This window comes from Arenibacter latericius DSM 15913 (assembly GCF_000424985.1).
Classification (GTDB): domain Bacteria; phylum Bacteroidota; class Bacteroidia; order Flavobacteriales; family Flavobacteriaceae; genus Arenibacter; species Arenibacter latericius.
Genome location: NZ_AUKX01000001.1, coordinates 45,785 through 71,589 on the forward strand (window position 1 = coordinate 45,785; position 25,805 = coordinate 71,589).

The following is a 25,805-nucleotide window of genomic DNA, read 5'->3' on the forward strand; positions in this document are numbered from 1 at the left end:
AATTCTATTTAGCTGGTTGAAGTTTATCTTTCTTCACTCTTTTATAAGCGAATTCTTTTGCCATAAAATCCCTGCCATTCTCATAAAGAATAGCATTAACGACCTTTTTTAAATCTTCTTTTTTCTTTGTAAACTCAAACAAATCGTCCGTACCACCATTTTCTTTTTGGTACCTTTTTGCGGCTACTGGTAACCATCTCAACAAATTGGATTCAAGGTCTTTCATCCGTCTACTATCGCTACATATTTTAAGAGGTTCTATAAAACCGTCAAAATCGCTGCCAACGCAAATGTACTTTTCAGGTGACATCTTAGGCATTGCTTTAAGACCAATGACCGCCAGCAAGTGAACGATATTAAAACAAAAACTTAGAGGGTGCATTTCTTTTTTGGAAGGCGTTAGCCAAGCTTCCTCCGAACGTATTTCTTCGGCATCGGCATATCCAATGGATTGCAGACTAGTGTATGGAAAATGAATCATAAAGTCAGAGGTGGTTATAAATTCCCAAGTATCGTTTTGAGGCATAGTGCTCGACTCATAACCCAAGATTCTTACATCAAGACTTACACCGATAATTCCTTCACTATTGACCACTTCAATGATGTCTTCATCCATCAAATTGATGGTATTCGGATTAAAAACAAACTCGTTTTTCTCATTAGACCCTAAACAACCTGCCGTTCTAGGTTTGGTAGAAATCTTGACTGTCTTAATACCCTGATCTACATGGTTCATACTTTTTTTAATGTCTAGGTTGTCCTTCCAATCATTAATGGAGTACCCCGTAACCGCTACATGGCTAGCAATTAAAGGAATATTATTATAGCCCTTGTCTTTGCGGTATTTATATAAGTCCAAACGCGATTTCAGGCTCATATGTGCAATGTCGATAAGTACAGGGCTGGGTACTTTTAATGCCTTATTACTATTGTCATGGTTGTATAAATGTTCTAAGCTATAGGCTTTGTCAATAACTTCAAATCCCAATTCGGTAATACCATTTCCAAAGGGATAAAGAGAAGGGTGTTTTAATAATTTTGTTGCAAAAGCATGTGTCGCTAGATGTTGTTCTGGAATATGTGTTATATGGGTCAGAGTGAGATATAGGATATCCAATTCGATTTTCCGAAATTTATTCACAAGGTTCTCCAATACCATTGCTGGATTTTTGGAAGCTATTGATTTTGGATCAATAACATTATTTTTGTCGGTAATCGGGAAGTCATCATATTGCAGAGCATTCCCAATTTTTTTCATACAGAGGTTATGACCACCCTCGATTGCAAAAGTTAAATTGAGTGATTTTTTATTGAAATCTTGAACATTTTCACGATTTAAAATCGCTATCGTTTTGCTTTGTTTAAGCGCTAAATATTGCTCAACTTCCCTTAAAAACAAATTTAGATAAGAGACTTTCCCTTCCTGTACTACATCGAAATATTCTTTACTGAACGGCAATTTTAAAGATGGGAGTTTTAGGTTCTTTTTTAAAAGATCCGAATAAAAACCTTTGCTTGAAGCCACACCGAACTCTAGGGCTGCAATAGCAGCAACCCCCAATTGCACCTTACCCTCTTTTAAATGATCTATACAGCACTGACTTTCTAAGATGCGTAAGATGTTCTCATCGGTAGCGTCCTTGAAAGCTTTTGACATTGGTAACGCTTTAATTATTTCTTCAATATCTTTTATTTTAGATACTTCATCTTTATTTGATTTTTCACCATTACTAGAAATTTCCATACTGTACCGAGCAAGATGGTTTTTAGCTACCGGATGAATGTGAAGGTCGAAATAATTATCCATAATGTCTTTTTTTAATTGAAGCTTTCAAAATATACTTTCAATAGTTTTTCAGTCTGGTCATCGTCAAACTCGGCATAATTTTCAAACACTTTGTTTACCGATCCCCCTGTCATTGCTGCAACACTTATTCTAGCTCTTTTTGTTAATGAATCCTGTACTATTCCACTCTCAAAACCTCGGGTCAATTTCTTTCTTGCCGTATTCCATAGAAAATGGATGGTTTCCCTAACACCAAGATCCCAAGGCTCAGGTTTCTCTTTACCATCGTACGCATTCTTAAGTCCGCTTAATAACTTATCTACTTTATTAAGATCATCTATATCGGGTAATTTCTGTTCCAATAATTTTTGAACATCCAGAATACCTGCACCAAACCTTTCTTCATCCCACATCCTTCCATTTGCTTTTTTATTGGCCGATGCCTTTAAATGGTTTCTAAACAATTCAACAGTTTGCCAAGGTTTTTTCACATGTCTTTTTAGAAATTCTAAGTGCTTGGCTTTCCACAATGCCGCAGCAGAAGCCACGTGAGGAGTAGCATAGCTTGTACCTGAACCAAAGACCATTATATCTTCCTGTTTTTTGTTCTTAAAAGGAACATAAACATCTTCCCCAGGGGCGGTAATGTCTACGGCTTTTCCATAGGAAGAATACTCCCAAATGTCATTATTAGGGTTAGATGCAGCTACAGCAATAGTACCAGGGTAAACCGCTGGCGCAATAACCGACTCTACTTTATTGCCCGCAGCACAGACCCAAATAATACCTCTTTCATAAGCTGTTTTAGCAATGCTGTAAATCATTGGTCTTGGATAGCTACCCATACACATAAAGATGATATCAGCATTAGCATTTATGGCCTGTAAAACGGCATTAAACAAGTTACGTCCCCGACCGATCAAGATAACGGATTTTGAAATACGGTAGGGAATCACTTTTACTAATGGGTTACCTAAATTATCAACTGCAATACCCGAATTCCCATCATTTTTAATAGTCTTTTTGCCATGACGTCCCACTATAATACTTGCGGTTCTAGTCCCATGTCCTGGGTGTTTTAATATGCCCACGCTCATTTCATCTCGAGCATCTTCCCCATCAATAAAATCTTCATCTTGCATAAGATCAAAACCTCCCAAAACCTTGTTGTGATCAGTATACCCCGTATCTAGTTGAACAAGACGTATCTTGCTCATGTTTTCCTTATAACTCTTAAATGGTTCCTCCTCAGAATTAATCCCCAACATATTCACGGCTTTCCTATTCCAAGACCTATAATCTTGATTCTTATCCCCTTGAATATAGGTTTTCACTAATCTGGCATTGGCCCATCTAATTTTAAATTCCCGTTCACTCTGCGCCCAATCGGCCGTTCCATCGTCTAGTGATTCTAAACTTTCATTTCCCGACCATCTATTGGAGTGTCCCGGTCTGATATCGGTGGACATCTCGAGATCAGGAGTACAGGTGTCTATTTGTGGTAGACCTTCTAGCTCGGCCGCGACTTCCCAAGGACTTTTATCTGATTTTACCTGTATGTAGTAAAAATTACGGTGAGATTCCTCAGTAGACATTGGATAAAGTGGTTCATTCAGCAATAAACCCGACACCAAACTCGCGGCGTTTTCTTTCCAATCATTCTGCATTTCCTTAACTCCCGATAACTGTATTTCAAAATATTGGGTATTGGTATTTAAGTCTGTACTTTCGGTACGGTTCATAGTATAATAATTAGGTAAGCCCTCTGTTTTTTCTGTATGAATTGTGGAATGTTCAGATTGCCGAAATTTCCCGAGTAAATCAACTTTAATCTTTTCCATTGATTTTGCCACTGGTATTCTTTCGATCATATTTAAAATACTACTGACCCGAATACCTTCGTTGCCCATCCAGTCTATAACACTATCAGAATCTCCAGGCTGTACTACCGATCCATCTTTCCGTAACCATTGTCCATGTCTATTTTTTCTGGGTACGCCACTATGGTGTAAAGCAACAACCTCTCCAGTACCCAATCCAAGAACCATACTGCCCGAAGAACCGGGTAAAGTATCAGATTCATAGATAAGGAAATCGTCCTTAAGTACCAACATACGGATATCTCTCATGACGATTTTTTTATAATCGCCTTTAGGATGTTGCACAATAACACAATTTTCACCATCTATAATCTTCCCTAACTTTTTATCCAATCGAGCTACTGGAAAGTCAGTTATTGGAGTGCCTGCTTTTGATATCTCAGCTACCGCTACTACTGTAAAATCTAGACCGCTGTTTCTATCATCTGAATCCTTCTTATAACTTGAGGTGATAAAAAATTCGTTTGGTAGTAGATTAAAACTTTCTGATTTGCCTGGATTCCCTCTTTGATCAAGTTCATAATTGAATTGTATGGTAGAATTGCTTGCTGCTTCAGGGCTCGAAAGCACATGATTATTAGTAAGAATAAGATTGGGCGCTATTAAAAACCCTGTGCCATAACCCGTATTACCTAATCTTGAATTGGTAGTGATTCGGCCTACTGCTTTTGAAAGCTGTACTATTCTACGAATAATACGAATATCTTGAAAATTGGCTTCCCCATTAATACGTTCTAGAGCTTGCAATTTAGCAGTTCCCTCGCGCGAAATTCTGTTGGACAGTCTTACTTTGTCGGTCTGAATTTCTGATAATTCAACTTTTCCCTGTCGCACATTGGTTATATCCGTTTTTATTCTATCTATGTCTCCTAAGACACTAGAGTAATTGGAATGTGCCTGTTCAGCCAAGTCTCTGAGTATATCTTCCATAACGGTAAAGAGTTAATAATATAAGGTTATTGTAACTTTAACTATCGGTAATTAAACAAGTAGTAATACCCTAAAGCGTTTTACAGCTTTAGATTATCAAACAAGGATACTATTAGCTCTTTTCCAAATGCACTAACACGGAAAAATTCTACATATCATTAAAACCAATAAATGAATTCTTATAATTCTTGGAGGGAAGATATTTCTACTACAATTTACAATTTTTTTCTAAATTTTGGTAAGTAAAATCAACTAGTTTTATGTTTTTATTATTAAACCAGGACATTTTTTATGAATAACCATAGGGTTTAAAATAACGTCCATGCCATCTATTCTTGAAAACCAAAACACCATTAATGCTTTTTTCGATTATATAAATAGCGATTGTTATTTATTTTGAGTCAAGACTTGTCTCCAAAAATTCTGATAATTCAGATATTAGCTAGTTGTGCAAAAGGAACTAAGTAGGTAGATATCCCATGAATTTTCATGATTATAGAATGAACTATAAGGATATTTTAATCCACTAATACGAATACTTCTTTAAAACTTACAAATTTTATAATGTACAATTAAGTGATTTAGCCTAGGAGATGTGATAGGTGGTATGATTCAAATTATCATACCACCTTCATAAGTACAAACTATCTTATTAGCAATAAACGCTAATCAATTTCATCCGTAACTTCCCCACAACGAAGCATACTAGCCCCGAAATACGGATTTAGGATTTCTTCCTCAGTACTCAGCCAAAATGCCCCCACATCATTATTCACCATAGGGCAATATTCCACATACACTTTTTGGTCTATGCCAAAAGTTTTTACTGCATTAATTAAATGTGCCGAAAGTGCGATGAAATTATCCCTCTGCATTTTAATATCTGAGGTTTTGGAGATTTCGGTAGCCGCTTCTTGAAGCTCTTTATCTAACTGCATCCATTTATTGTGAGCAGCGTCATCTTTTAAAAGTTTCATATCCACCTTCTTAATACTTTTAAGCAAAGAACTAGCAGTATTTTGTGGGATTTCTGAATTGTCTTGAACCAGTGCATTTTCCATAACCATATAATCATTAAAAACTGCTTTCAATTGTTTACGGAACTCAGAAGGCACTTCTAATCTCTCTATACCATCTAAATGATGTAAAGGATCTATTTCAATTTCCTCTCCAACATTCATCATACTTCTTTTGCCTTGTAATTGTGCCGCCGCATCTACTGTAAAGGTGCCATTGGTCACCACCTCTTCTCCGTTGGAAAGTCCATCAATTATAGTGTACAGGTCGCCACTTTTAGCTCCTAAACCAACTTCACGCATTTCAAAAACAGGTTCATCCGGATTGGTTTTTACGTAAACTAAAGACCTATTTCCCGTCCATAGCACTGCCGAAGCTGGGATGCTTATTTGCTCCTTATTTTCATTACCAGATGCCATTTGCACCTTGGAAACAACAAACATCCCTGGTTTTAAAACTCCCTCTTTATTGTTTAAGGTAGCCCGTACCGATACAGTTCTAGATTGGGTGTTTAACCTTGGGTCTATAAATGATACCACAGCCTCAAATTCCTTATTGGGATACGCATTGGCGGTAACCGTTATTTTCTGACCTTCTTTTAGCTGAGAAATCTGATTCTCATAGGCGTCAAAAATAGCCCACACCGTTCCTAAATCACTAACCTTTACTATTGGTTGTCCTTGACTAACGTAGTCTCCCACCTCAGCTAGTTTTTCGGAAACAGTTCCCGAAACTGTGGCATAAATAGGAAAGTTTTCGCTAACCTTTCCCGAAGTTTCTATTTGCTCGATTTGCTTTTCTGTTAGTTTCCATAATTTTAATTTATTGCGAACTGCATTATACAGTGCAGGTTGCGACTCCTTCATGGTAGCTGCTGTTAAGAGTTCCTGTTGTGCAGCAACAAGGGCTGGGGCGTATATAGTTGCCAACAATTGCCCCTTTCTAACTTTTTCTCCAGTGAAATTAACGTTCAGTTTTTCTATTCTCCCTTCAAAATAACTGGCTTGCACCGCATTAGCCTCTTCATTAGGCATAATTTTTCCAGAGAGCAACAAGGAGTTATCCTCACTTTCGGTAGCATCCCCCACAATGGTAGTTTGAATATTGGCTAGTGACATTGCATTCTTGGTCATTCTTATCTCGTTTGGCGATAGACCTTCTGCACCTTCTTCTGCAGGAATTAAGTCCATTCCACACAGCGGGCATTCCCCAGGTTCTGGCTGCATTATTTGGGGATGCATAGAACAGGTCCACATTTGATTTTTTCCCTCCGCACTTTCTATAGAATGAGAATCGTGATTATCTGAAGCCACATCACTGTTAGTTCCAAAAAACACATAGCCCAAGGCCAACCCTAGAACTAATATTGCGAAATAAATGATATATTTTTTCATGATCGTTTTATTTTATTTTCCCTTCACTCACTTAATGAGATTTAATTGCTTTGCTATTTACTTTAATAGAATTGACTTACTTGTTACCCGTTGTTGCGCTAGGGATTGCAGCGGCATCCTTTTTTCCTTTTAAAAAGATATAGCGTAAAGCCCGCCCGAGCGCCATAGCATTACAATTTAAATACTGATAGAATAGTTTTATTTTATATAATAGTTAATGATACTCATTTGCTTAAAATAGTCGCCAATAGCTTCTACACGATTCAGCTGAATATTTAATTGCAACTCTTGGACATCTAGGACTTCCCTAAAATCCATAGTTCCCGTTTCATAATTCTTAAACAATATTTCAGTAGCTTGCTCTGCTTGCCTTAGATTTTTATCATGGGTCTCTAAACTGATACGTGCCGCATTTCTACTTCTCACAGCAGATTGTAATTGGGTTACCAATGAGTTTTGTGAGGCTTGTTTTTGAATATCTAGTTCCTCATATTTAAGTTTGTTCTGCCTAGCAATTGATTTATACCTTTTATTAAAAATTGGAATAGAAAGAGACACCATAGGCATTAGCATATTAGGGTTCTCATTAAACAGCATATAGTCCATTCCTATTCCAAATTCTGGCGCACTTTCTTTTTTATTAAGTGCATCTGCATGGGAAACCACCTTATTTAACTCCTCATATTTTGCTAATTCGGGATGCAGCTCAAGATTATTAAAATCGATTTCTATATCCTTTTCCGGAACTGCTAGGCTATCTATAATGGCTACATCTGCAACTTCCTTTCTGTTCATTATCTTATTAAAAGCAATTAGTTCTGCCTCATAATCCTGCTCTAACACTAATTTTCTTTCTATAAGGTCGTTTTGCCTCATCTGAAGTCGCAACACAGATACTGCAGAGGCTTTCCCCACCTCCACCGAGGTTAGCGCCAACTGCTCATACACCTTTAAAAGTTGAATATTGGAATCCAATACCTGTTGTTTTTTCACAATTTCATATAAGCGATAATAGGATTGGGACAATGCCATGGCAACCTTTCTTTTGGCAATTTCAATCTCCAAAAAATCGGCATCTGCCATTGCCGCAGCATATTTACCACGTGTGGCAAGAGTACCAAACCAAGGAAACATTTGCATCACAGAAAATTCGCCCTCTTGCATCATGGCCATATCACCTTTCCCAACCATATATCCAGCGGAAAACTGAGTGTTAGGCAGCGAATTGACCTCTGAGATCTTTTCTGTAGAAATTGCGTATTGCTTTTCCACTGCTTGAATACTAGGATTATTCATGATCGCTTCTTTAATATACGATTCTAACTGTTGACCTTCTGCAGGCCAAACAAAGACCAAAAGGGAAACTAGGAATACCCCCATTTGGTGGAACCGCGATTTGCGCAATCTTTTTGTTGTATTAATAATTAGATTCATTATTTCTAGATTTCTTTAAGGGTTCTTAGTTGTCTTTTCAATTTCGCTTCCTTTCTCCAACTGAATAATACAGGAACTACAAAAAGAGTTATTAGCGCTATCAACATCCCACCAAAACTAGGAATAGCCATTGGGATCATAATATCACTACCCCTTCCTGTTGAGGTGAGGATTGGCAATAAGGCCAAAATAGTGGTAGCTGTTGTCATTAAACAAGGACGTATTCTCTTCATACCTGCCTCTAATACGGAAGCTCTAATTTCCTTAATCGTTCCTGGATCGTTCTTATCAAAGGTCTGGGTGAGATAGGTTGCCATTACCACCCCATCATCAGTAGCAATACCAAAAAGAGCTATAAACCCTACCCAAACGGCCACACTAAGATTTATGGCATGCATTTGAAACATATCCCGTAAGTTTTCTCCAAAGAAGTTGAAGTTTAAAAACCAGTCCTGGCCATAAAACCAAATCATAAGAAAACCACCTGCAAAGGCAACAGCTATACCTGTAAACACCATTAACGAAGTAGCAACGGAACGGAATTGGAAATAAAGAATCAAGAAAATAATGACCAACGCCAAAGGAACAATTACCGAAAGTGTCTTCTCTGCCCTTAACTGATTTTCATAAGTTCCGGTAAACTGATAGTTTATCCCTTGTGGCACAATAAGGTCCCCGTTATCTATCTTTTCTTTAATTAATGCTTGCGCATTTTCTACAACATCTACTTCCGCAAACCCTTCCATTTTATCGAACAATACATAACCCACTAAGAAAGTATCCTCACTTTTAATCATCTGTGGTCCCTGCTCATAGCGTACCTCAACAAGTTCTCCCAATGGCACGGGATTCCCTTTCTCAACAGGTACATAGATATTCTTAAGATCTTCGGGGTTAGCTCTCAATTCACGTGGGTATCTTACACGAACTCCGTATCGCTCTCTACCTTCTACTGTTTGTGTTAGTGGCATCCCCCCAACTGCAACTTGAAGCGTTTGCTGAACTTCTTCAATAGAAACTCCGTAGCGGGCTAATCGGTCTCTTTTTATATCTATAAGTAAATAAGGTTTCCCTACAATACGATCTGCAAATACGGCTTCTACTTTTACCCCCTCCGCATGCTTTAGTATTTCTTCCAACTCTATGCCGAAAGCTTCTATCTCGTGAAGATCTTGCCCCTTTACCTTTATTCCCATTGGGGCACGCATACCTGTTTGCAGCATCACCAAACGGGTTTCAATAGGCTGCAATTTTGGAGCGGAGGTTACACCGGGGAGTTTGGTTACCCGCACTATCTCATTCCAAATGTCGTCCGGAGAATTTATTTCCGGTCTCCAATTCCTATAAAACTCACCATCATTATCAGCAATAAGATGCTGGTATTCCACAAAATAAGGATCACCAATTTCTGAATCCTCATAATGGATACTATCATCAATTTCACTATTGGGATTAACCACTAGGCTTCCATCTTTAAGAACGAACAACCCATCCTTGTTGACTTTAAACCTTTGGCGTTTTCCGTTTTCATTTAGCATATATTCTGACTTATACAGAATAATATTTTCATACATCGCTAATGGTGCTGGGTCAAGGGCCGACTCTGTACGTCCCGCTTTTCCAACCACTGTTTTAATTTCCGGAATGCTCGCCACTGCCATATCCAACTGCTGCAAAACACGTTTATTTTCCTCTACTCCCGAGTGCGGCATGGAAGTAGGCATCAGTAAAAAGGAGCCTTCATTTAGGGATGGCATAAATTCCTTCCCAGTATTCTGCCAGATTAATACCCCGAAAACAACAATAAGCGTTGGTACTGAAAGAAAGACTATTTTATTACGGAGTGCCCATTCTAGAATACGGGAATAGTATTGCAAGAAAATCCAAAAGGCTCCTAACAGACCAAAACAAATGAAGCCTACGAATAATAGGTTCCAGAATATATTTTTATCTAGCCCGAGTGGACGCCAGAATTCTGCCAATAAGAACACAATTGCCAAGGCAGAGATAGCTATATTTAAAAAATTGGCTCGTTTCTCAGTAAGGAAAAGCTTCTCTGATATTTTGGAAGCAATTTCCTTATTTTTTAATAAGCCGGTGATACCGAAGCCTATTAAGACAAGCCCCAACCAATAACCAAAACCAATCCCAGCAACTCCTAATAAAATTAATATTCCACTGATTAGATACCCTGTAGTTTTTCTGATGCTTTTTCTACGGAATAAATAGGCTGCAAAAGGAGGAATAAGGAATAATGCAACCACAAAAGCAGCCACTAATGCCATAGTTTTTGTAAACGCCAAGGGCCTAAACAACTTACCTTCCGCTCCTATCATAGTAAATACCGGAATAAAACTAATAATAGTAGTCAGTACCGCTGTAAGTATAGCCCCAGAAACTTCAGCACTAGCATTATATACCACTGTATTTATAGGTTGTTTAACTCCCGTTTCCTTAAAACGCTCCTCTTCCTCATCTAGGTGCCGTATTATATTCTCGGAAAGTATAACCCCAATATCTACCATAGTACCAATGGCAATGGCAATACCAGATAATGCAACAATATTGGCATCCACATTAAAGAACTTCATCGCTATGAAGACCATTAATACCGCCACCGGCAAAAGACCCGAAATAAGGATAGACGCTCTTAGGTTGAAGACCATAACGATTATCACCAATATGGTAATAAGTATTTCTAGACTTAAGGCTTCATCCAAGGTATCTAGCGTTTCCTGAATAAGTTCTGATCTATCATAGAAGGGAACAACAGTAAGCTGAGAAATAGTACCATCTGAAAGTTCTTTAGAAGGCAATCCAGCTTTTAGTTCTTCTAACTTATCTTTTACATTATTGATCACCTCCATGGGATTAGCACCGTACCTTGCCGTTACTACTCCTCCTACGACCTCTGCCCCTTCTTTATCTAAGATTCCTCTACGTGGCGCAGGCCCCAAGCTTACATTGGCGATGTCCTTAATACGTATAGAAGTGTAATCTTCAGAAGTAACTACAGCGTCTTCTATATCCGCAACAGATTTTATATACCCAAGGCCTCTAACCAAGTATTCCACTTGATTGATTTCCATTGTTTGGGCACCTATATCCTTATTACTTTCTTTTACTGCTTTTACGATTTCCCCTAGTCCAATATTGTATTGGCGCATCAGTTCTGGCTTTACATCTATCTGATATTCCTGCACATAGCCCCCAATAGAAGCTACTTCAGAAACGCCACTTGCCGAAGAAAGCGCATATTTCACATAGTAATCCTGTATGCTGCGCAATTCGTGCAGGTCCCAACCACCGGTTACATTGCCCTCCTTATCACGACCTTCTAGCGTATACCAGTAAATTTGACCCAATCCTGTAGCATCTGGACCCAAAGATGGATTTACACCATCGGGTAACAGACCTGCAGGTAAGGAATTAAGCTTTTCCAAAATTCGACTACGACTCCAGTAGAATTCCACATCCTCCTCAAAAATGATATAGATACTAGAAAAACCAAACATAGAAGAGCTACGAATAGTCTTCACACCTGGAATTCCCAATAAAGTGGTGGTTAGCGGATAGCTAATTTGATCTTCTATATCTTGTGGAGAACGGCCTTCCCACTGGGTATAAACGATTTGTTGATTTTCACCAATATCGGGAATGGCATCAACAGCCACTGGGTTGGTAGGGAGAAAACCTGTATCCCAATTAAAAGGTGCATTTACAACACCCCAACCTACGAATAGAACGAGCATTAATACTGCTACCAGTTTATTCTCTATGAGAAATTTTATGCTTTTATTTAGCATTTGTATTGATTGTTAAACAGTGAAACATTGAATAAAATTCTGATAACATCAGAAAATTAAAGACAACGAAATAAACCCAGAATGGTAGTTACCATAGGGCATAATTCTCCGGCCCGATGACTATCGGAAACGGAAACTGTTTAAAATCAAATTAAATAAGTCTCGTGAAGCTTCTGTATATCACGTATGAGAAAAGGAGGTTTATAATTCCTAAAAGGAACTATATTTTCATCCAGATCGTCAAAGAGGTTTATATAAGTATAGAAAAAAGTGGCAACAAAGACTTGTTGCTCAAAAGATAATTTATCAAATGATAACTTAAGATTATCCTGCCCTTCAACAACTATTTGTTTATCTGAACAGCAAGATTGCTCGGGGACCACAGTTTCGCAATCATTGTTAGATTGTGGCACTTCCATCCCGCAGGTATGCGCGTTTTGAGCCAAAGAGAAATCTACTAAAGTTTCTCCACAATAATGCATATCCAATGTAAACGACATAGTGGTAAATAACACTAAGGTCGCCATAACTGCGGATAACATTTTATGGAAAAATGATTTCATGACGTTGCAAAGCTATAAAATATATCCATAGGTAGCTGATTTTGCATTTAAAACCAATGAATTTTATCGATTTTTTGGGAATAACTGTTAAAAAACTAGTAAAAACAACCTTCTAGTATACTTTAATAATTGTCCATACCTAAAGTAGTTCCTCAGAATCGGTTTCTTTTACTTTAAAGTTTTTAAGTTTAAAGCGCACTATATCTCCTGGCTTCCATGTTTGCACCGAAGACCTTAATAAAATACGTTGGGTATCTTCCACAGCTCCTTTTTCACAATCATTTGCACAACTAGTACAACGGTTACAACAAACTTTTAATTGCATGTGATCTCCAAGGTACATACATTGCTCTACCATCCCACAAAGATGTGGTTCCTCAGCATTACAAAAATCAGTTTCCTCGGCCCTAAAAAATAAGTTCACCTTATCCTTATTAACAGACATAGGACAATCCTTTGGTCCTGTAACAAATCCGAAAGGTGTTTTAAACCCTCCCGGTTCTACAGTAGCCACAACATTGTTAGATTTTCCAAAAAGTTCTGCTACATAAGAAGAATTAGGGTCGTTATATAACGCATCAGGAGTATCTATCTGCAGTAATTTACCGTTAAGCATAACTGCAATTTTATCGGCAGTAGTAAAGGCATCTTTAGTATCATGGGTTACTAAAATAGCGGTAATCCCCATGGCTTTGATTATCTGTCTTACTTCCTCGCGTACTTGGTCTCGCAGAATAGTGTCTAGGTTACTAAATGGCTCATCCATCAATAGCAATTCTGGCCGTGGAGCAAGTGCTCTCGCTAGTGCAACTCGCTGTTGCTGTCCTCCAGAAAGTTGATGTGGGTATTTTTTAACATCCTCCTTTAATCCTGTAAGGTTAATAGTCTCATGCACCCTTTTCTCTACCTCTTTTTTATTAAGACCTTTTAAACCAAAGGCTACATTTTCAAAGATGGTTAAGTGTGGAAATAAGGCATAGTCCTGAAAGACCATTCCCGTTTGTCGTTTATTAGCTGGTAAAGATTTGCGACCGCTAACAATCACTTCTCCGTCCAATTTTATTATGCCCGAATTTGGATGCTCTAGTCCTGCAATTAAACGCAACAAAGTTGTTTTTCCTGAACCACTTTCCCCAACTAGCGCCAATATCTCCCCTTTCTCCAATGAAAAAGAAACATCCTCCACCGCACAAGTGTCGGCCTTCCGATATCGTTTACTAATATTGTTTAATTCAATAATCGCCATGTTCATTCGTTTTATCTGCTTTTATTTACTGATTACAAAGCATGATGGCTTTAAAAATCGTCTTACATAAAAGCTATTATCACTCTTTCTCCTCCAGTCAATCTTTCAACTCCTATTTATTCTTTTCTACTTATCATATTATTCAGCACTATAATTGGTATAACTCCTGTTAAAACCACAACAAGGGAAGCGTTTGCTGATTCCGCTATCATCTCATTTGTTGCCATATCAAAGGCTTTAGTCGCCAAGGTATGGAAATTAAAAGGACGCAAAATTAAAGTTAGGGGAAGCTCTTTTAATATATCTACAAAAGCTAATAACACCGCCCCCGCTATGCTATATTTTATCAAAGGTAAATCTATTTTCCACAAGGTCCTTGAAGAGGAAGCACCTAGAGATCTTGCCACCTCGTTTACGGAGGCCCCAGTTTTTTGAAAACCTGCGTCAATAGCATTATATCCCACGGCCATAAACCGTACTATATATGCAACAACTAAGATAAACAATGTTCCCGATAAAATCATCCCTACATTATCTGACAACAACCAGTTGATTTTCCTATCTAGACCCATCATAGGTATCATTACTCCTACTGCAATAACCGCACCAGGAATAGCATACCCCAAGGAAGCGGTTCGCGCAATATGTTTAGTCCACCACAAAGGACTTAGGCGAATGGTATATAATAAAAATATAGAGATAACTGCAATAGCCAGGGCAGAACCAATTGCCAATGAAAAACTCCTGAAAATTAAGATACCAAATTCAGAATCTACAACATTACGCCATGTTAGGGAAACCCAATAAAAAAGTTGTGACAGCGGGAAAATAAAGCTAATCAATAACACTATCATACAAAGTGCCGTATACAGCCATCTGGTGCTTTTATGTTTGGGCCAAATCCTAATTGCCGGTTTGGTATCTGCATTACCAGAATTCCAGTTGCGACTTCCTCTTTGGAAGTTCTCTAACCAAATTAAAATTAAAACTATAACGGTTAAAATTGCGGAGAGATAAATAGCAGTATTAATATCACCAAAAGAAAACCAAGCCCTAAATATCCCTGAGGTAAACGTATCTACTCCAAAATATTTAACCGTACCATAGTCATTTAAAACTTCCATACCTACCAAGGCTATACCCCCAGCTACAGCTGGTCTGGCCATAGGTAGCGCAATCTTTGTAAACATCTGCATGCGATTACTACCTAATAGAAAGGCTGCCTCTTGCATAGCACTAGATTGTCGCATAAAAGAGGCCCTACAGATTACATAAACATAGGGGAATAAACTTATAGAAAGAATAAATATGGCACCTGGCATATTCATTATATCAACTATAGGCCCCTTAAATTTTATATCGAAGTTATTCCGCAAAAATGCCTGTATTGGACCGGTATATTCCAAAATTCCCACATAGCTATATCCCATCATATAAGAAGGAAATGCTAGAGGAAGAATTAATAGCCATTCAAAATACTTACGCCCGGGAAAATTATACACCGAGACCAACCATGCCATACTTACTCCAATAACAAAGGTAACTACTCCTACCCCAAACAGTAATAGGAAAGAATTAATAAAGTAAGAAGGCAATAAAGTTGATGAAATATGCCTCCAATGTTCTCCCGGCTTATCGAAGAGCTTAAATAAAATGGTGAATATTGGAGTTAAGACCAAGAGCAATATCACTATTGCCCCAGCTGTCCATTTATTCCACCAATAGGTGGTTCTTTTTGCCATCTAATAACACATTTCATTGTTTTGGATTCGTTTACAAATCCAAAACATTTATACATATAGAATTAGAATAAGGGAGTGCTAAAAAATTAAATTGAAGAAATAAATTGGACCTTCTGCATCCTTTTCCTAGATCTAATTCCTATCAATCAATTATCTCCAACCCGCCTCATCAAAGATCATAACAGCTTTGCTATTATACTCTCCTAACTTATAAAGCTCTACGGAATCTGTCTTAAAATCGCCCCACGTTTTTAAAACGGAGGCTTTAGTTGCCTTCGGATTAATTGGGTATTCGTAATTTAAGTTTGCCAATGTCTGTTGCGATTTTTCTTCCGATAAGAACTCCATTAACTTCACTGCGTTATCCTTATTTGGGGCATATTTAGCCACACCAATACCACTCACATTTATATGGGTACCTCTTCCGTCCTGATTTGGGAAGATAATTCCAACGCTCTCTCCTGCCTTACGTTCCTCCACGTTTTCATCATTCAACAACAACCCAATATAATAGGTGTTAACCACTGCAATATCTCCTTCTCCTGAAGCTACTGCTTTAACTTGGTCACGATCACTTCCTTTTGGGTTTCTAGCCATATTGGCTACTACTCCCTCTGCCCACTCCTTGGCCTTTTCTTCACCATCGGCCAAAATTATGGAAGCCATCAAAGATTGGTTATAAACATTTTCGGAAGAACGGATTACTATTTTACCTTTCCATTTTGGATCTGCAAGATCTTCATAGGTCTTAATTTCTTCCGGATTCACTCGGTCTTTTGCATAGGCAATTATCCTTGCACGGTAGGTTAGTCCATACCAATGTCCTTCTTTCTCCCTAAATTCAGGGGCAATATTTGCTTCAAGAATCTTAGAGCTAACAGGCTGTAACAGGTCTTTTGACTGTGCACGATATAGTCTCCCTGCATCCACAGTAATTAGGATATCTGCTTTAGAATCTTTCCCTTCTGTTTCTAGTCGTTGGATAAGTTCATCGGCACTGGCATTAACAATATTAACCTTAATACCCGTCTCTTCAGTGAATTTGGTAAAAAGCTCATCATCGGCCTTATAATGTCTATGTGTATAAACATTCACCACTTCAGAGTTGGAAGATTTTGACGAATCCCCGCACGCCACGAATAAAGTTATCAAGCTCAGTACAAAACCAAGTTTTAAGGTATTTCTCATTTGTCTTAATTTTTAGAACTGCAAAGGTAGGCTTATTTAGACTTATTACAAACAAGAAATGGAGACATTAGGAGTATAGCAATAGCAGTATATAGAATTGATAATTAAAACAGTCGCTTTACAGAATCAATTAACCATCTAAACAATCTATATAAAACGATTTCGGAACAGTTTAAGTACTATTAAGCCTTACCTGATAGGCATTAATACTCATAAAAAATGAAAACACTCACTAGTTTGTAATTCTGATATTACTCACTTTCTTTTTTGAAATTTATCAATACTACTGCGAACAAAATAATTGCAATACCAATCCATTGCAAACTGCTAATTTGCTCATTTAAAATCCAATAAGCACTTAAAACGGATACCGGAATTTCTAAGGCAGCAATAATACTCCCGAGGCCCGTACCTATTTTTGGGAATCCCTTGTTGAATAAGAGTGGCGGAAGAATTGTACCAAAAAGGCCAAGAAAACTACCCCATTTAATAAAGACATTCCAGTTAAATTCCTGTAAAATTTGAAAATTCCAAAATAACACAATCACCAAAAACCCTCCGTACACTAAATATTGAGTACGCACAAGAATAGGGAGTTGCAAACCCACCCTACTGGTAGAAAACATTACCCCGGTAAAGCTTAAAGCGGCTAAAAGCCCATATCCAATCCCTTTTAAATGGAGTTCAACATTAGACTCAAAAACCTTCGCGGCCAAAAGGGTTCCTACAATAGCCACCAACGCTCCTATTACTTTTTCTTTATTGATTAGTTCACGGGCCATAAAATAATCTAACACCACTCCCATCCAAATCGTCTGCATTAAAAGTATAATCCCAACAGATACAGGCACGTATTGAATGGATAAATAATAAAAACTACTGGTAAGCCCTAAGAAGCTTCCAAATAATATTAGTTTCAGCTTAGCCTTTTTGTTTCTTCCCGCACTATCCGCTTCGGTAGTTCTATTTCTCTTTGAGAATAGGAAGGTGAGCATACTCAATAATAAAACCCCAAACAGATATTGAGCAAAAGCAAGTCCCCCAGTTCCTAAACCTTGGTTATTAGCATATTTAACAAAAGTGGCCAGTACTCCGTAACTAGAAGCACCAAGAGCGATATATAAAACACCTTTTAGATGCGTATTCATTCCTAATCGTATAAATAAATTTAACAGGTAATTTAGTTATGTGCAGCATACAGCGCAGCAAACATAAGCAATCCAACAAACACTGCTTTCCTATTTATTTCTCATCCTCTCCATTTATGGTAGGTAGCGTTCTATGACTTTTATAAAATTAAATAACGTTTATACATGAGATTACACCAAACTCCTTAAACCTAACATTACATGTTTTACAACCTTTTCAATAATAGTTCTATTTCATACTAGGCGCTTTGTTTATGGCGCAATTAATTCAATCTCATTTTCCATATTTATACATCGTTAATATTTGTAATTTTAGACCGAAATAAGAACTGAAATTATTCTTAGGGGAAACCCAATTGATAACTCGCAATACCATACTCATTATGGAACTAGAAAAACTAGAGAACCAATTAGAGGTAATATATAATACCCTTTTAGAAAACGAAAAGATTGCCGATGGCATTGCTTCTTCCGTTCACCCCCAATATAGGGTTAGTTCTAAAAACCTATATAGGTACTTACTACTACGCAGTACTGATATAAGGGAAATTCAGGAAGGATTATCGGAATTGGGAATTTCATCATTAGGCAGCGGGGCAGGATATGTATACGATAATGTTTCTGGGGCACTAAATCTCATAAAATTATTGAACGGTAAATCTTGGAAAAAAAATACCGACATGGAAGCCATTGGCTTTTCGGGAAGTAAAAAACTTTTGGTACAACACGCCAATACCCTATTTAAATCTGAAAGCGAATCCCGGGATACCGAAATTATGGTAACCATGCCAGACGAAGCTACTACTAACGAAAACCTAATAAAACGACTTCGACTAGCGGGGATGGGCATAGCCCGACTCAACTTAAGTCATGGCGAAGAAAAGCTATGGAAAAAGATATTAAAGAATATTAAAAGTATCGAAAAGGAGTTAGAATTACCGATCCACAAATATATGGACCTCCCAGGACCTAAAATACGGATTAATTCTATTTACGCTCAAGAACTTCCCGGACTACCTTTAGATTCCATGCCTTTTATAAAGGTAGATAAGAAATCTAGATTAATGCTTATTAAAGTAGACTCTCCATTATTATCTAAAAAAAAGCAGACCAAAGGAATTCCGTTAATTGAAGTCTCACTACCGCAAATTATTGATGATCTTAAAGTAGGACAGCGCGTATTTTTTGATGACGGCACTTTTGAAGCCAAGGTAGAAACACTGAAAAACGACACAGCCATCATAAAAATAAAAAAGGCGCATAAGAAAAAATTACGCAAAGGTAAGGGCATCAATTTACCTGACACTAACTTAAATCTTCCCTCTCTTACCCCTGAAGATCTCGACTTACTACCCTTTGTTACAAAACACGCAGATATGATTGGTTATTCCTTTGTAAGAACTGCGGATGATGTTTCTCTGCTTTATAAAGAGCTCGAAAAACTTGGTGATAAAGAAACCGGAGTTATCTTTAAAATAGAAAACAGTACTGCGTTTGATAACTTACCCGCTATTCTTTTTAGGGCGATGCAAAGACCAAAGATAGGGGTGATGATTGCTAGGGGCGATTTAGCAGTAGAGATCGGTTTTGAACGGATTTCAGAGGTGCAGAATGAAATACTCTGGTTATGTGAAGCTGCCCAAATTCCGGTTATATGGGCTACACAGGTATTGGATACCATGGCAAAAAAAGGAATGGCTACTAGAGCAGAAATTTCGGATGCCACAATAAGTGCCCAAGCAGAATGCGTAATGCTAAACAAAGGTCCATTTATTGTTGAGGCCACAAAAACCCTAAAAAATGTTTTAGGAAGAATGGAGGCACATTCCCAAAAATCTAAAAATACGTTAAGAGCTTTAAAAGTGGCCAAAAAAGGCCTGAAAAACATCCATAAACAATTTCCAGAATCCCTCAAAAATGAATAACACAAAGCGTTTTCCTACAGTTTTCTTTTAATTTCACAGGGATTCCCAAAGGCCAACACATTATCGGGAAGGTTTTTAGTTACCACGCTCCCCGCCCCAATCGTTACATTATCCCCAATAGTAACCCCAGGAAAAATAACTGAATTTCCGCCAATCCAAACATTATCACCAATAATGACTGGTTTGGCGGAAGTTAGATACCTATCCCCTTTTTTGGTACTTACTATTCTTTCTTTTGCTTTTATAGGATGATTTGCCGTATAAATTTGAACATAAGGAGCTATCAATCCGTTTTTACCAATGACTATTTTATGATTATCTAAAAACATACAATTGGTATTGATAAAAGTATTTTCACCAAGAGAAATGTTCTCACCATAGTCACAATAAAAGGGGGTTTCTATCCATACTCCAGCTCCTTTATAATGAAGCAATTCAGCTAATATACGCTCACGATCTACTAAAAGCCTTGAATCTAGATTATTGTATTCCTTTAATAAATTTCGAGCCTTATGATACATTTCTATCAGTTCAGCATCTCTAGAATCATAATAATCTCCACCAAGCATTTTTTCTTTTTCAGTCATCAAAAATATTTTTTGATTATTACCTACAAATTAGGCATAGGAATTTACATTTTCTTCATCTAATTAACTTAAATAAAATATAATTATTAAAAACTATCGAGTGGTATTTCATTTTAATTAAAAGACTCTAAAAAAATTAAATACACATAACATTAAATCCACTCAACCAATTGATTTTCAGTGTTATAAATCCAAAAAAAATAAGACTTCTCGAGAACGTCAATATGTTAAATTATTATTTGAATCTGAGGATCGTTTGATGACATTAGTAATCTTTGTAGGTTTGTGCTGACAGCAAAAAATCGTACAACACCGTAAGGTTTTTACTGCACTCAGGCTAGTTAACATAGCCATTATTCACATGAAGTTTAACCCTTAAAATTACAGCCTATTATTAGAAACGAGAAACCTAAATTTTATTTCAACATCAATTTAATTAACTAAAACTAAACAAACAACTTAAACTAAACATCCATCATTCATGAGAAAAATTTTCTTATTGTGTTTCCTCTTAGTAGGGAGCTTAAATGTTTTTGCCCAAAACGGGATTACCGTTTCGGGAACGGTCACAGAAAGTGGGACCGACATGCCCATTCCGGGAGCAAGTATTGTAGAAGTAGGCACCACCAATGGAGTAGTCAGTGATTTTGACGGAAACTACTCTATCACTGTCCCTGAAGACGCTGTATTAGAAATTAGTTTTCTAGGATATGCCAAACAACAGCTACCAGTAAACGGTCAAGCGATTATCAACATTTCATTATCCGAAGATGCTGAATTTTTAGACGAGGTGGTAGTAGTGGGATTTGGTACTCAGAAAAAGATAAACCTTACCGGGTCGGTTGCTACTGTAGATAGCAAAATGTTAGAGTCCAGACCTATTACTAGTGTATCTGCGGGACTTTCCGGATTATTACCTGGGGTGTACGTAAACCAAGCTTCAGGAGCACCTGGAAACGACGGAGGTTCCATTAGAATTAGAGGTACAGGTACACTAAACCAAGCTTCACCTATGGTGTTAATAGATGGCGTTGAAGGATCGTTAAATGACGTTCAGGCAAATGATATTGCAAACATTTCAGTATTAAAGGATGCTGCTTCCGCTGCTATATATGGTTCCAAAGCAGCTAATGGCGTTATTTTAGTTACTACTAAATCTGGAAAATCTGGAGAGCCTACTGTGACTTATACTGGAGATTTTGGGTGGCAAGACCCTACTGTACTTCCAGAATACCTAGGCTCTTACGACTACGCTGTATTGTATAATGAAGCCTTAGCTAACAGTGGCAAAGCACCTAGGTTCAGCGACAATGATTTAGAGCTTTTCCGTAATGGCAGTAGTCCTTTCACCCATCCTAATACGGATTGGCACGACCTATTATATCAAGGTTCAGGATTTGTAACCACCAATAACTTTGCTGTTTCAGGCGGATCTGACTACACCTCTTATCGTGCTTCCCTGAATTATCAGAATCAGGATGGAATTATAGAGCATACCGGTAAAAAAGATTATAATGCAAGGCTTAATTTAACCGTTACTCCTAATGATTGGATTACTACCAATCTAAACATGTCATATAGTCAAATGGATCGATACGAACCAAACAACGCCTATGTAGGTGGAGGTTTAGATCAGATTATAAGACAGGTTAATAGAATTGCCCCATGGATCCCCTATAAAAACGAAGATGGGACTTACGGAACCATATCAGATGGTAACCCAATTGCTTGGTTAGATATGGGACCACAAATTAATTACCAACGCAAAACTTTTGTCGGGATAGGTTCTATACAGTTTGATTTATTCGATGGCTTTAATATAAAAGCTACCGCATCGCATAGAAATGTCGATTCTGGAAATTCTGAATTAAACAAGGAGTTGCAATACAACCCTTCTAAATATCACGGACCAACAAAATTAACCGAAAGATTTATCAATAACACTCGTAATACTTTCGATTTAACGGCTAACTACTCCACCTCATTCAATGGAGAGCATAACTTAGACTTATTAGCAGGTTACCATGCCGAGTCTTACAATTACAAAAACACATCTGCTTATAGAGAAAACTTCCCTAGTAACGAACTTACAGATTTAGATGCTGGTTCTACTAGCGGCATGTCTAACTCTGGCTATACTCGTGAATTAAATATGGTGTCTTGGTTTGGTAGAGCTAACTATAATTACTTGGGTAAATATTTAGTTGAGGCCAATGTTAGAGCAGACGGTTCTTCTCGTTTTGCTGAAGACAATAGAGTAGGTGTTTTCCCTTCCTTCTCTGCAGGATGGCGTATCTCTGAAGAGAATTTCTTTGACGGATTTAAGGATACCATGAGCAATCTAAAACTAAGGGCTTCTTGGGGACAGTTAGGAAACCAAGATGCATTGGACGACTACTACCCTACAATTCCAACCCTTGCTTTAGGAATGGATTATCCGTTTAACAGCACCATTAATTCTGGAGCGGCTATTGTAAATGCTAAAAACGCTTCATTAATTTGGGAGAAAACAACTTCTTATGGACTTGGTTTTGATGCTACACTATTGAGAAAAATAGACATTACCATCGATTTGTACAAAAAACTAACCCAAGGTATTATCATGGAAGTACCTGCTCCTAACGAGTTTGCATTAGGAAAGTTCTTTGATAACGTTGGTAAGCTAGATAACAAAGGAGTTGAATTAAATGTAAATTACCGAGATCAATTTGGGGATTTCGATTTTCAGTTTGGAGGTAACATTGCATACAACGAGAACGAGCTAGTACAATTGGCCGGAACAGATCAAGTTATAAACGGCAGAAAAATTAGAAGACTAGGCACCCCTCTAGATTCTTGGTTTGGTTATAAAACAGATGGCCTATATCAAAGCGAAGCAGATATCACTTCATGGCCTACTAATACCATTTACGGGAGTCAATTACAACCAGGAGACCTTAGATATGTAGATACTAATGGTGATGGACAAGTAGACGCAGCTGATAGAGTGCTATTAGGTAAGTCCATACCTCCAATTAACTTTGGTTTTAATTTTAGTTTAGGATATAAAAACTTTGATTTCATGGCTCTTTTCCAAGGTGCTATGGGCGCTTATGGATATATGGATTCTGATGCTATAGGTGCAGTAAACGGAGATGCTCAAAAACCGCTGAAATTATTTATGGACCGTTGGACCCCAACAAATACTAATACAGACGTTCCTCGTCTTATAGATAATATTTACGGGCCAAGTATGCCACAAAACTCAACAACAAGCTATTGGTTGAAGAGCACCGACTTTTTGAGACTAAAAAACCTTCAACTAGGATACAATCTACCAACAGATATTTTGGAAGAATGGAACATATCTCGCTTAAGAGTTTATTATAGCGCACAAAACCTATTTACCCTTACTCCTTACACCAAAGGATGGGATCCTGAAGCTCCTTCAGGTAGAGGTAGCGGATACCCTGTGGTAATGACCAATTCTATAGGAATTAACTTAACATTTTAATTTGATATGCTCAAAATGAGAAAACTAATATATTTACTAGTAATAACTGTTGTATTTAGCGCATGTGACGATTCCTTTTTGGATACCGCTCCCAATGACGCTTTATCACCTTCCACTTTTTGGAAGACTAAAAAGGATCTAGATTTAGCCCTAACTGGTTGCTATAACGGATTTGAAAGCTCGGGAAACATATTCTATCGCGATGCTGGCTCAGACAACGCATACAATAACTTCCCATGGGAAGGATGGACCAATATTGGAAATGGTATTCTATCAGCAGCAGATCCAGGATCTTCTTACTATGACTTTAGCACTATAAACAAGTGTAATGAGTTTTTAGCAAATTGCGACCATGCAACTGCAGTCCCTGAAGCTGATAGAGCTATTTATAAAGCTCAGGTTCGCTTTCTTAGAGCTTATAAGTATTATACCCTTACCGTAAATTATGGTGATGTACCATTGATTCTAGAGAACTTTAACCATCCAGAAGAAGCTAAAGTTCCCAGAAATCCTCAATCTGAAATTCGCAAATTTATTGAGGATGAGTTAAAGGACATCATTGACATTCTCCCTGAATCTTATTCAGAAGCAGATCAGGGTAAAGCTACCAAAGGTGCGGCACAAGCATTATTGATGAGATATTACCTTTATTTTGGAGAACATGAAGAGGCATTAGCTACCGCAAAAAACATTACTGGATATTCCTTATTCCCTACTTTTGAAGGTCTTTTTGACCCATCAAATGAGCAGAATAATGAGGTGATTTTATCGGTACAATATACTCCTGACTTATACAATACTAATTACACTCCATATTTACCAAATAGTATTGGAGGATGGTCATCTGTAGTACCTACCCAATCTTTAGTAGATGCTTTTGAAATGATAGATGGGAAGACTATTGAGGAGGCAAAATTGGTAGGGGAATACGATCCAACTAACCCCTATGTTAATAGAGACCCTCGTCTAAGAGCTTCCATTATTTATCCAGGTCAAGTTTTTGCCGGTAACGTTTACCGTTCTATAGAAGAGGATAGCAACGATTACTTTAATAAAGCTGATAACGCTTCTAAAACAGGGTATAACTATAAAAAATATAATACGTTCTTGGATATAAATCCAGATGCCCCCTACTGGAATATGGGGAATGATGTATTTATTTTCCGTTATGCTGAGGTATTACTAACCATTGCAGAAGCCAAAGTAGAACTCAATGAAATAGACAATGAGCTATACGAAGCTTTAGACGCTGTTCGTGAAAGAGCCGGTATGCCAAAGGTCAATAGAGTTAAATATGCTACACAATCTAGCCTAAGGGAATTGGTAAGAAACGAAAGAAGAGTAGAGTTTGTTATGGAAGGTCTTCGTAGGGACGATATTATCCGATGGGAAATCGCTGAGGAAGTACTAAATGGCGACCTGATGGGTGCAAAAAGAGGTGTAGTGCTAGAAACCACGCAGCCTAATGGAGATTACAATGTTTCCATGACACAACCAGAGAACCTAATAGAGAGTCGCTCTTTTGAAGCTCCTAAAAACAATCTGTTGCCAATACCACAGAGCGCAATTGATAAGAATCCAAAGTTAGTACCTAATAATCCAGGGTACTAATTATTAATTTGGTATTGAATAATGCACTTACCCCAATGAGCTAACGTAATGACTC

General features: G+C 37.7%; 14 protein-coding genes. 3 read left to right on the forward strand and 11 right to left on the reverse strand.

Features of this window, described 5'->3' with window-relative positions; genetic code table 11:
• Positions 1–4: 4 nt before the first annotated feature.
• The 10 genes from H344_RS0100190 to H344_RS0100235 all read right to left on the reverse strand — a co-directional run bounded on the left by H344_RS0100190 (position 5) and on the right by H344_RS0100235 (position 18,134).
• A complete protein-coding gene (locus H344_RS0100190; protein WP_026808433.1) occupies positions 5–1,807 on the reverse strand; it encodes an amidohydrolase family protein in 1,803 nt (600 codons plus the stop codon).
• Positions 1,808–1,818: 11 nt separating this feature from the next.
• Positions 1,819–4,596, reverse strand: a complete 2,778-nt coding sequence (locus H344_RS20925) for a S8 family serine peptidase (protein WP_026808434.1) — start codon at positions 4,594–4,596, stop codon at positions 1,819–1,821.
• 665 nt (positions 4,597–5,261) lie between these two features.
• Positions 5,262–7,007, reverse strand: coding sequence for an efflux RND transporter periplasmic adaptor subunit (locus H344_RS0100200; RefSeq protein ID WP_026808435.1), 1,746 nt, complete (start codon positions 7,005–7,007; stop codon positions 5,262–5,264).
• A gap of 198 nt (positions 7,008–7,205) precedes the next feature.
• The gene (locus H344_RS0100205) at positions 7,206–8,441 is read right to left on the reverse strand and encodes a TolC family protein (RefSeq protein WP_240484923.1); all 1,236 of its coding nucleotides are present in this window, start codon (positions 8,439–8,441) and stop codon (positions 7,206–7,208) included.
• Positions 8,442–8,446: 5 nt separating this feature from the next.
• Complete coding sequence (locus H344_RS0100210) at positions 8,447–12,247, reverse strand: efflux RND transporter permease subunit (protein WP_026808437.1); 3,801 nt, start codon at positions 12,245–12,247, stop codon at positions 8,447–8,449.
• A gap of 146 nt (positions 12,248–12,393) precedes the next feature.
• Positions 12,394–12,810 carry an HYC_CC_PP family protein gene (locus H344_RS0100215; RefSeq protein ID WP_026808438.1) on the reverse strand — a complete coding sequence of 139 codons (417 nt, stop codon included), beginning with the start codon at positions 12,808–12,810 and terminating at the stop codon, positions 12,394–12,396.
• A gap of 139 nt (positions 12,811–12,949) precedes the next feature.
• A complete protein-coding gene (locus H344_RS19450; protein ID WP_026808439.1) occupies positions 12,950–14,056 on the reverse strand; it encodes an ABC transporter ATP-binding protein in 1,107 nt (368 codons plus the stop codon).
• A 116-nt stretch (positions 14,057–14,172) separates the two neighbouring features.
• A complete protein-coding gene (locus H344_RS0100225) occupies positions 14,173–15,798 on the reverse strand; it encodes an ABC transporter permease (protein ID WP_026808440.1) in 1,626 nt (541 codons plus the stop codon).
• 150 nt (positions 15,799–15,948) lie between these two features.
• Positions 15,949–16,986, reverse strand: coding sequence for a Fe(3+) ABC transporter substrate-binding protein (locus tag H344_RS0100230; protein WP_026808441.1), 1,038 nt, complete (start codon positions 16,984–16,986; stop codon positions 15,949–15,951).
• 251 nt (positions 16,987–17,237) lie between these two features.
• Entirely contained in the window at positions 17,238–18,134 is an 897-nt protein-coding gene (locus H344_RS0100235) for an EamA family transporter (RefSeq protein WP_026808442.1), read from the reverse strand.
• A 383-nt stretch (positions 18,135–18,517) separates the two neighbouring features.
• Between H344_RS0100235 and H344_RS19455 the strand changes: the two genes are divergently transcribed.
• Positions 18,518–20,059 carry a pyruvate kinase gene (locus H344_RS19455; protein ID WP_051253973.1) on the forward strand — a complete coding sequence of 514 codons (1,542 nt, stop codon included), beginning with the start codon at positions 18,518–18,520 and terminating at the stop codon, positions 20,057–20,059.
• 14 nt (positions 20,060–20,073) lie between these two features.
• Here H344_RS19455 and H344_RS0100245 read toward each other — a convergent pair whose 3' ends face one another.
• The gene (locus H344_RS0100245; RefSeq protein ID WP_026808443.1) at positions 20,074–20,646 is read right to left on the reverse strand and encodes a sugar O-acetyltransferase; all 573 of its coding nucleotides are present in this window, start codon (positions 20,644–20,646) and stop codon (positions 20,074–20,076) included.
• A 481-nt stretch (positions 20,647–21,127) separates the two neighbouring features.
• On the opposite strand from H344_RS0100245, the gene H344_RS19460 reads away from it, so the two are divergent.
• Positions 21,128–24,139 (forward strand): SusC/RagA family TonB-linked outer membrane protein, encoded by a 3,012-nt coding sequence (locus H344_RS19460; RefSeq protein ID WP_051253975.1) that lies wholly within the window; start codon positions 21,128–21,130, stop codon positions 24,137–24,139.
• Between the two features lie 15 nt (positions 24,140–24,154).
• Positions 24,155–25,750 (forward strand): RagB/SusD family nutrient uptake outer membrane protein, encoded by a 1,596-nt coding sequence (locus H344_RS0100255; protein WP_026808444.1) that lies wholly within the window; start codon positions 24,155–24,157, stop codon positions 25,748–25,750.
• Positions 25,751–25,805 lie beyond the last annotated feature (55 nt).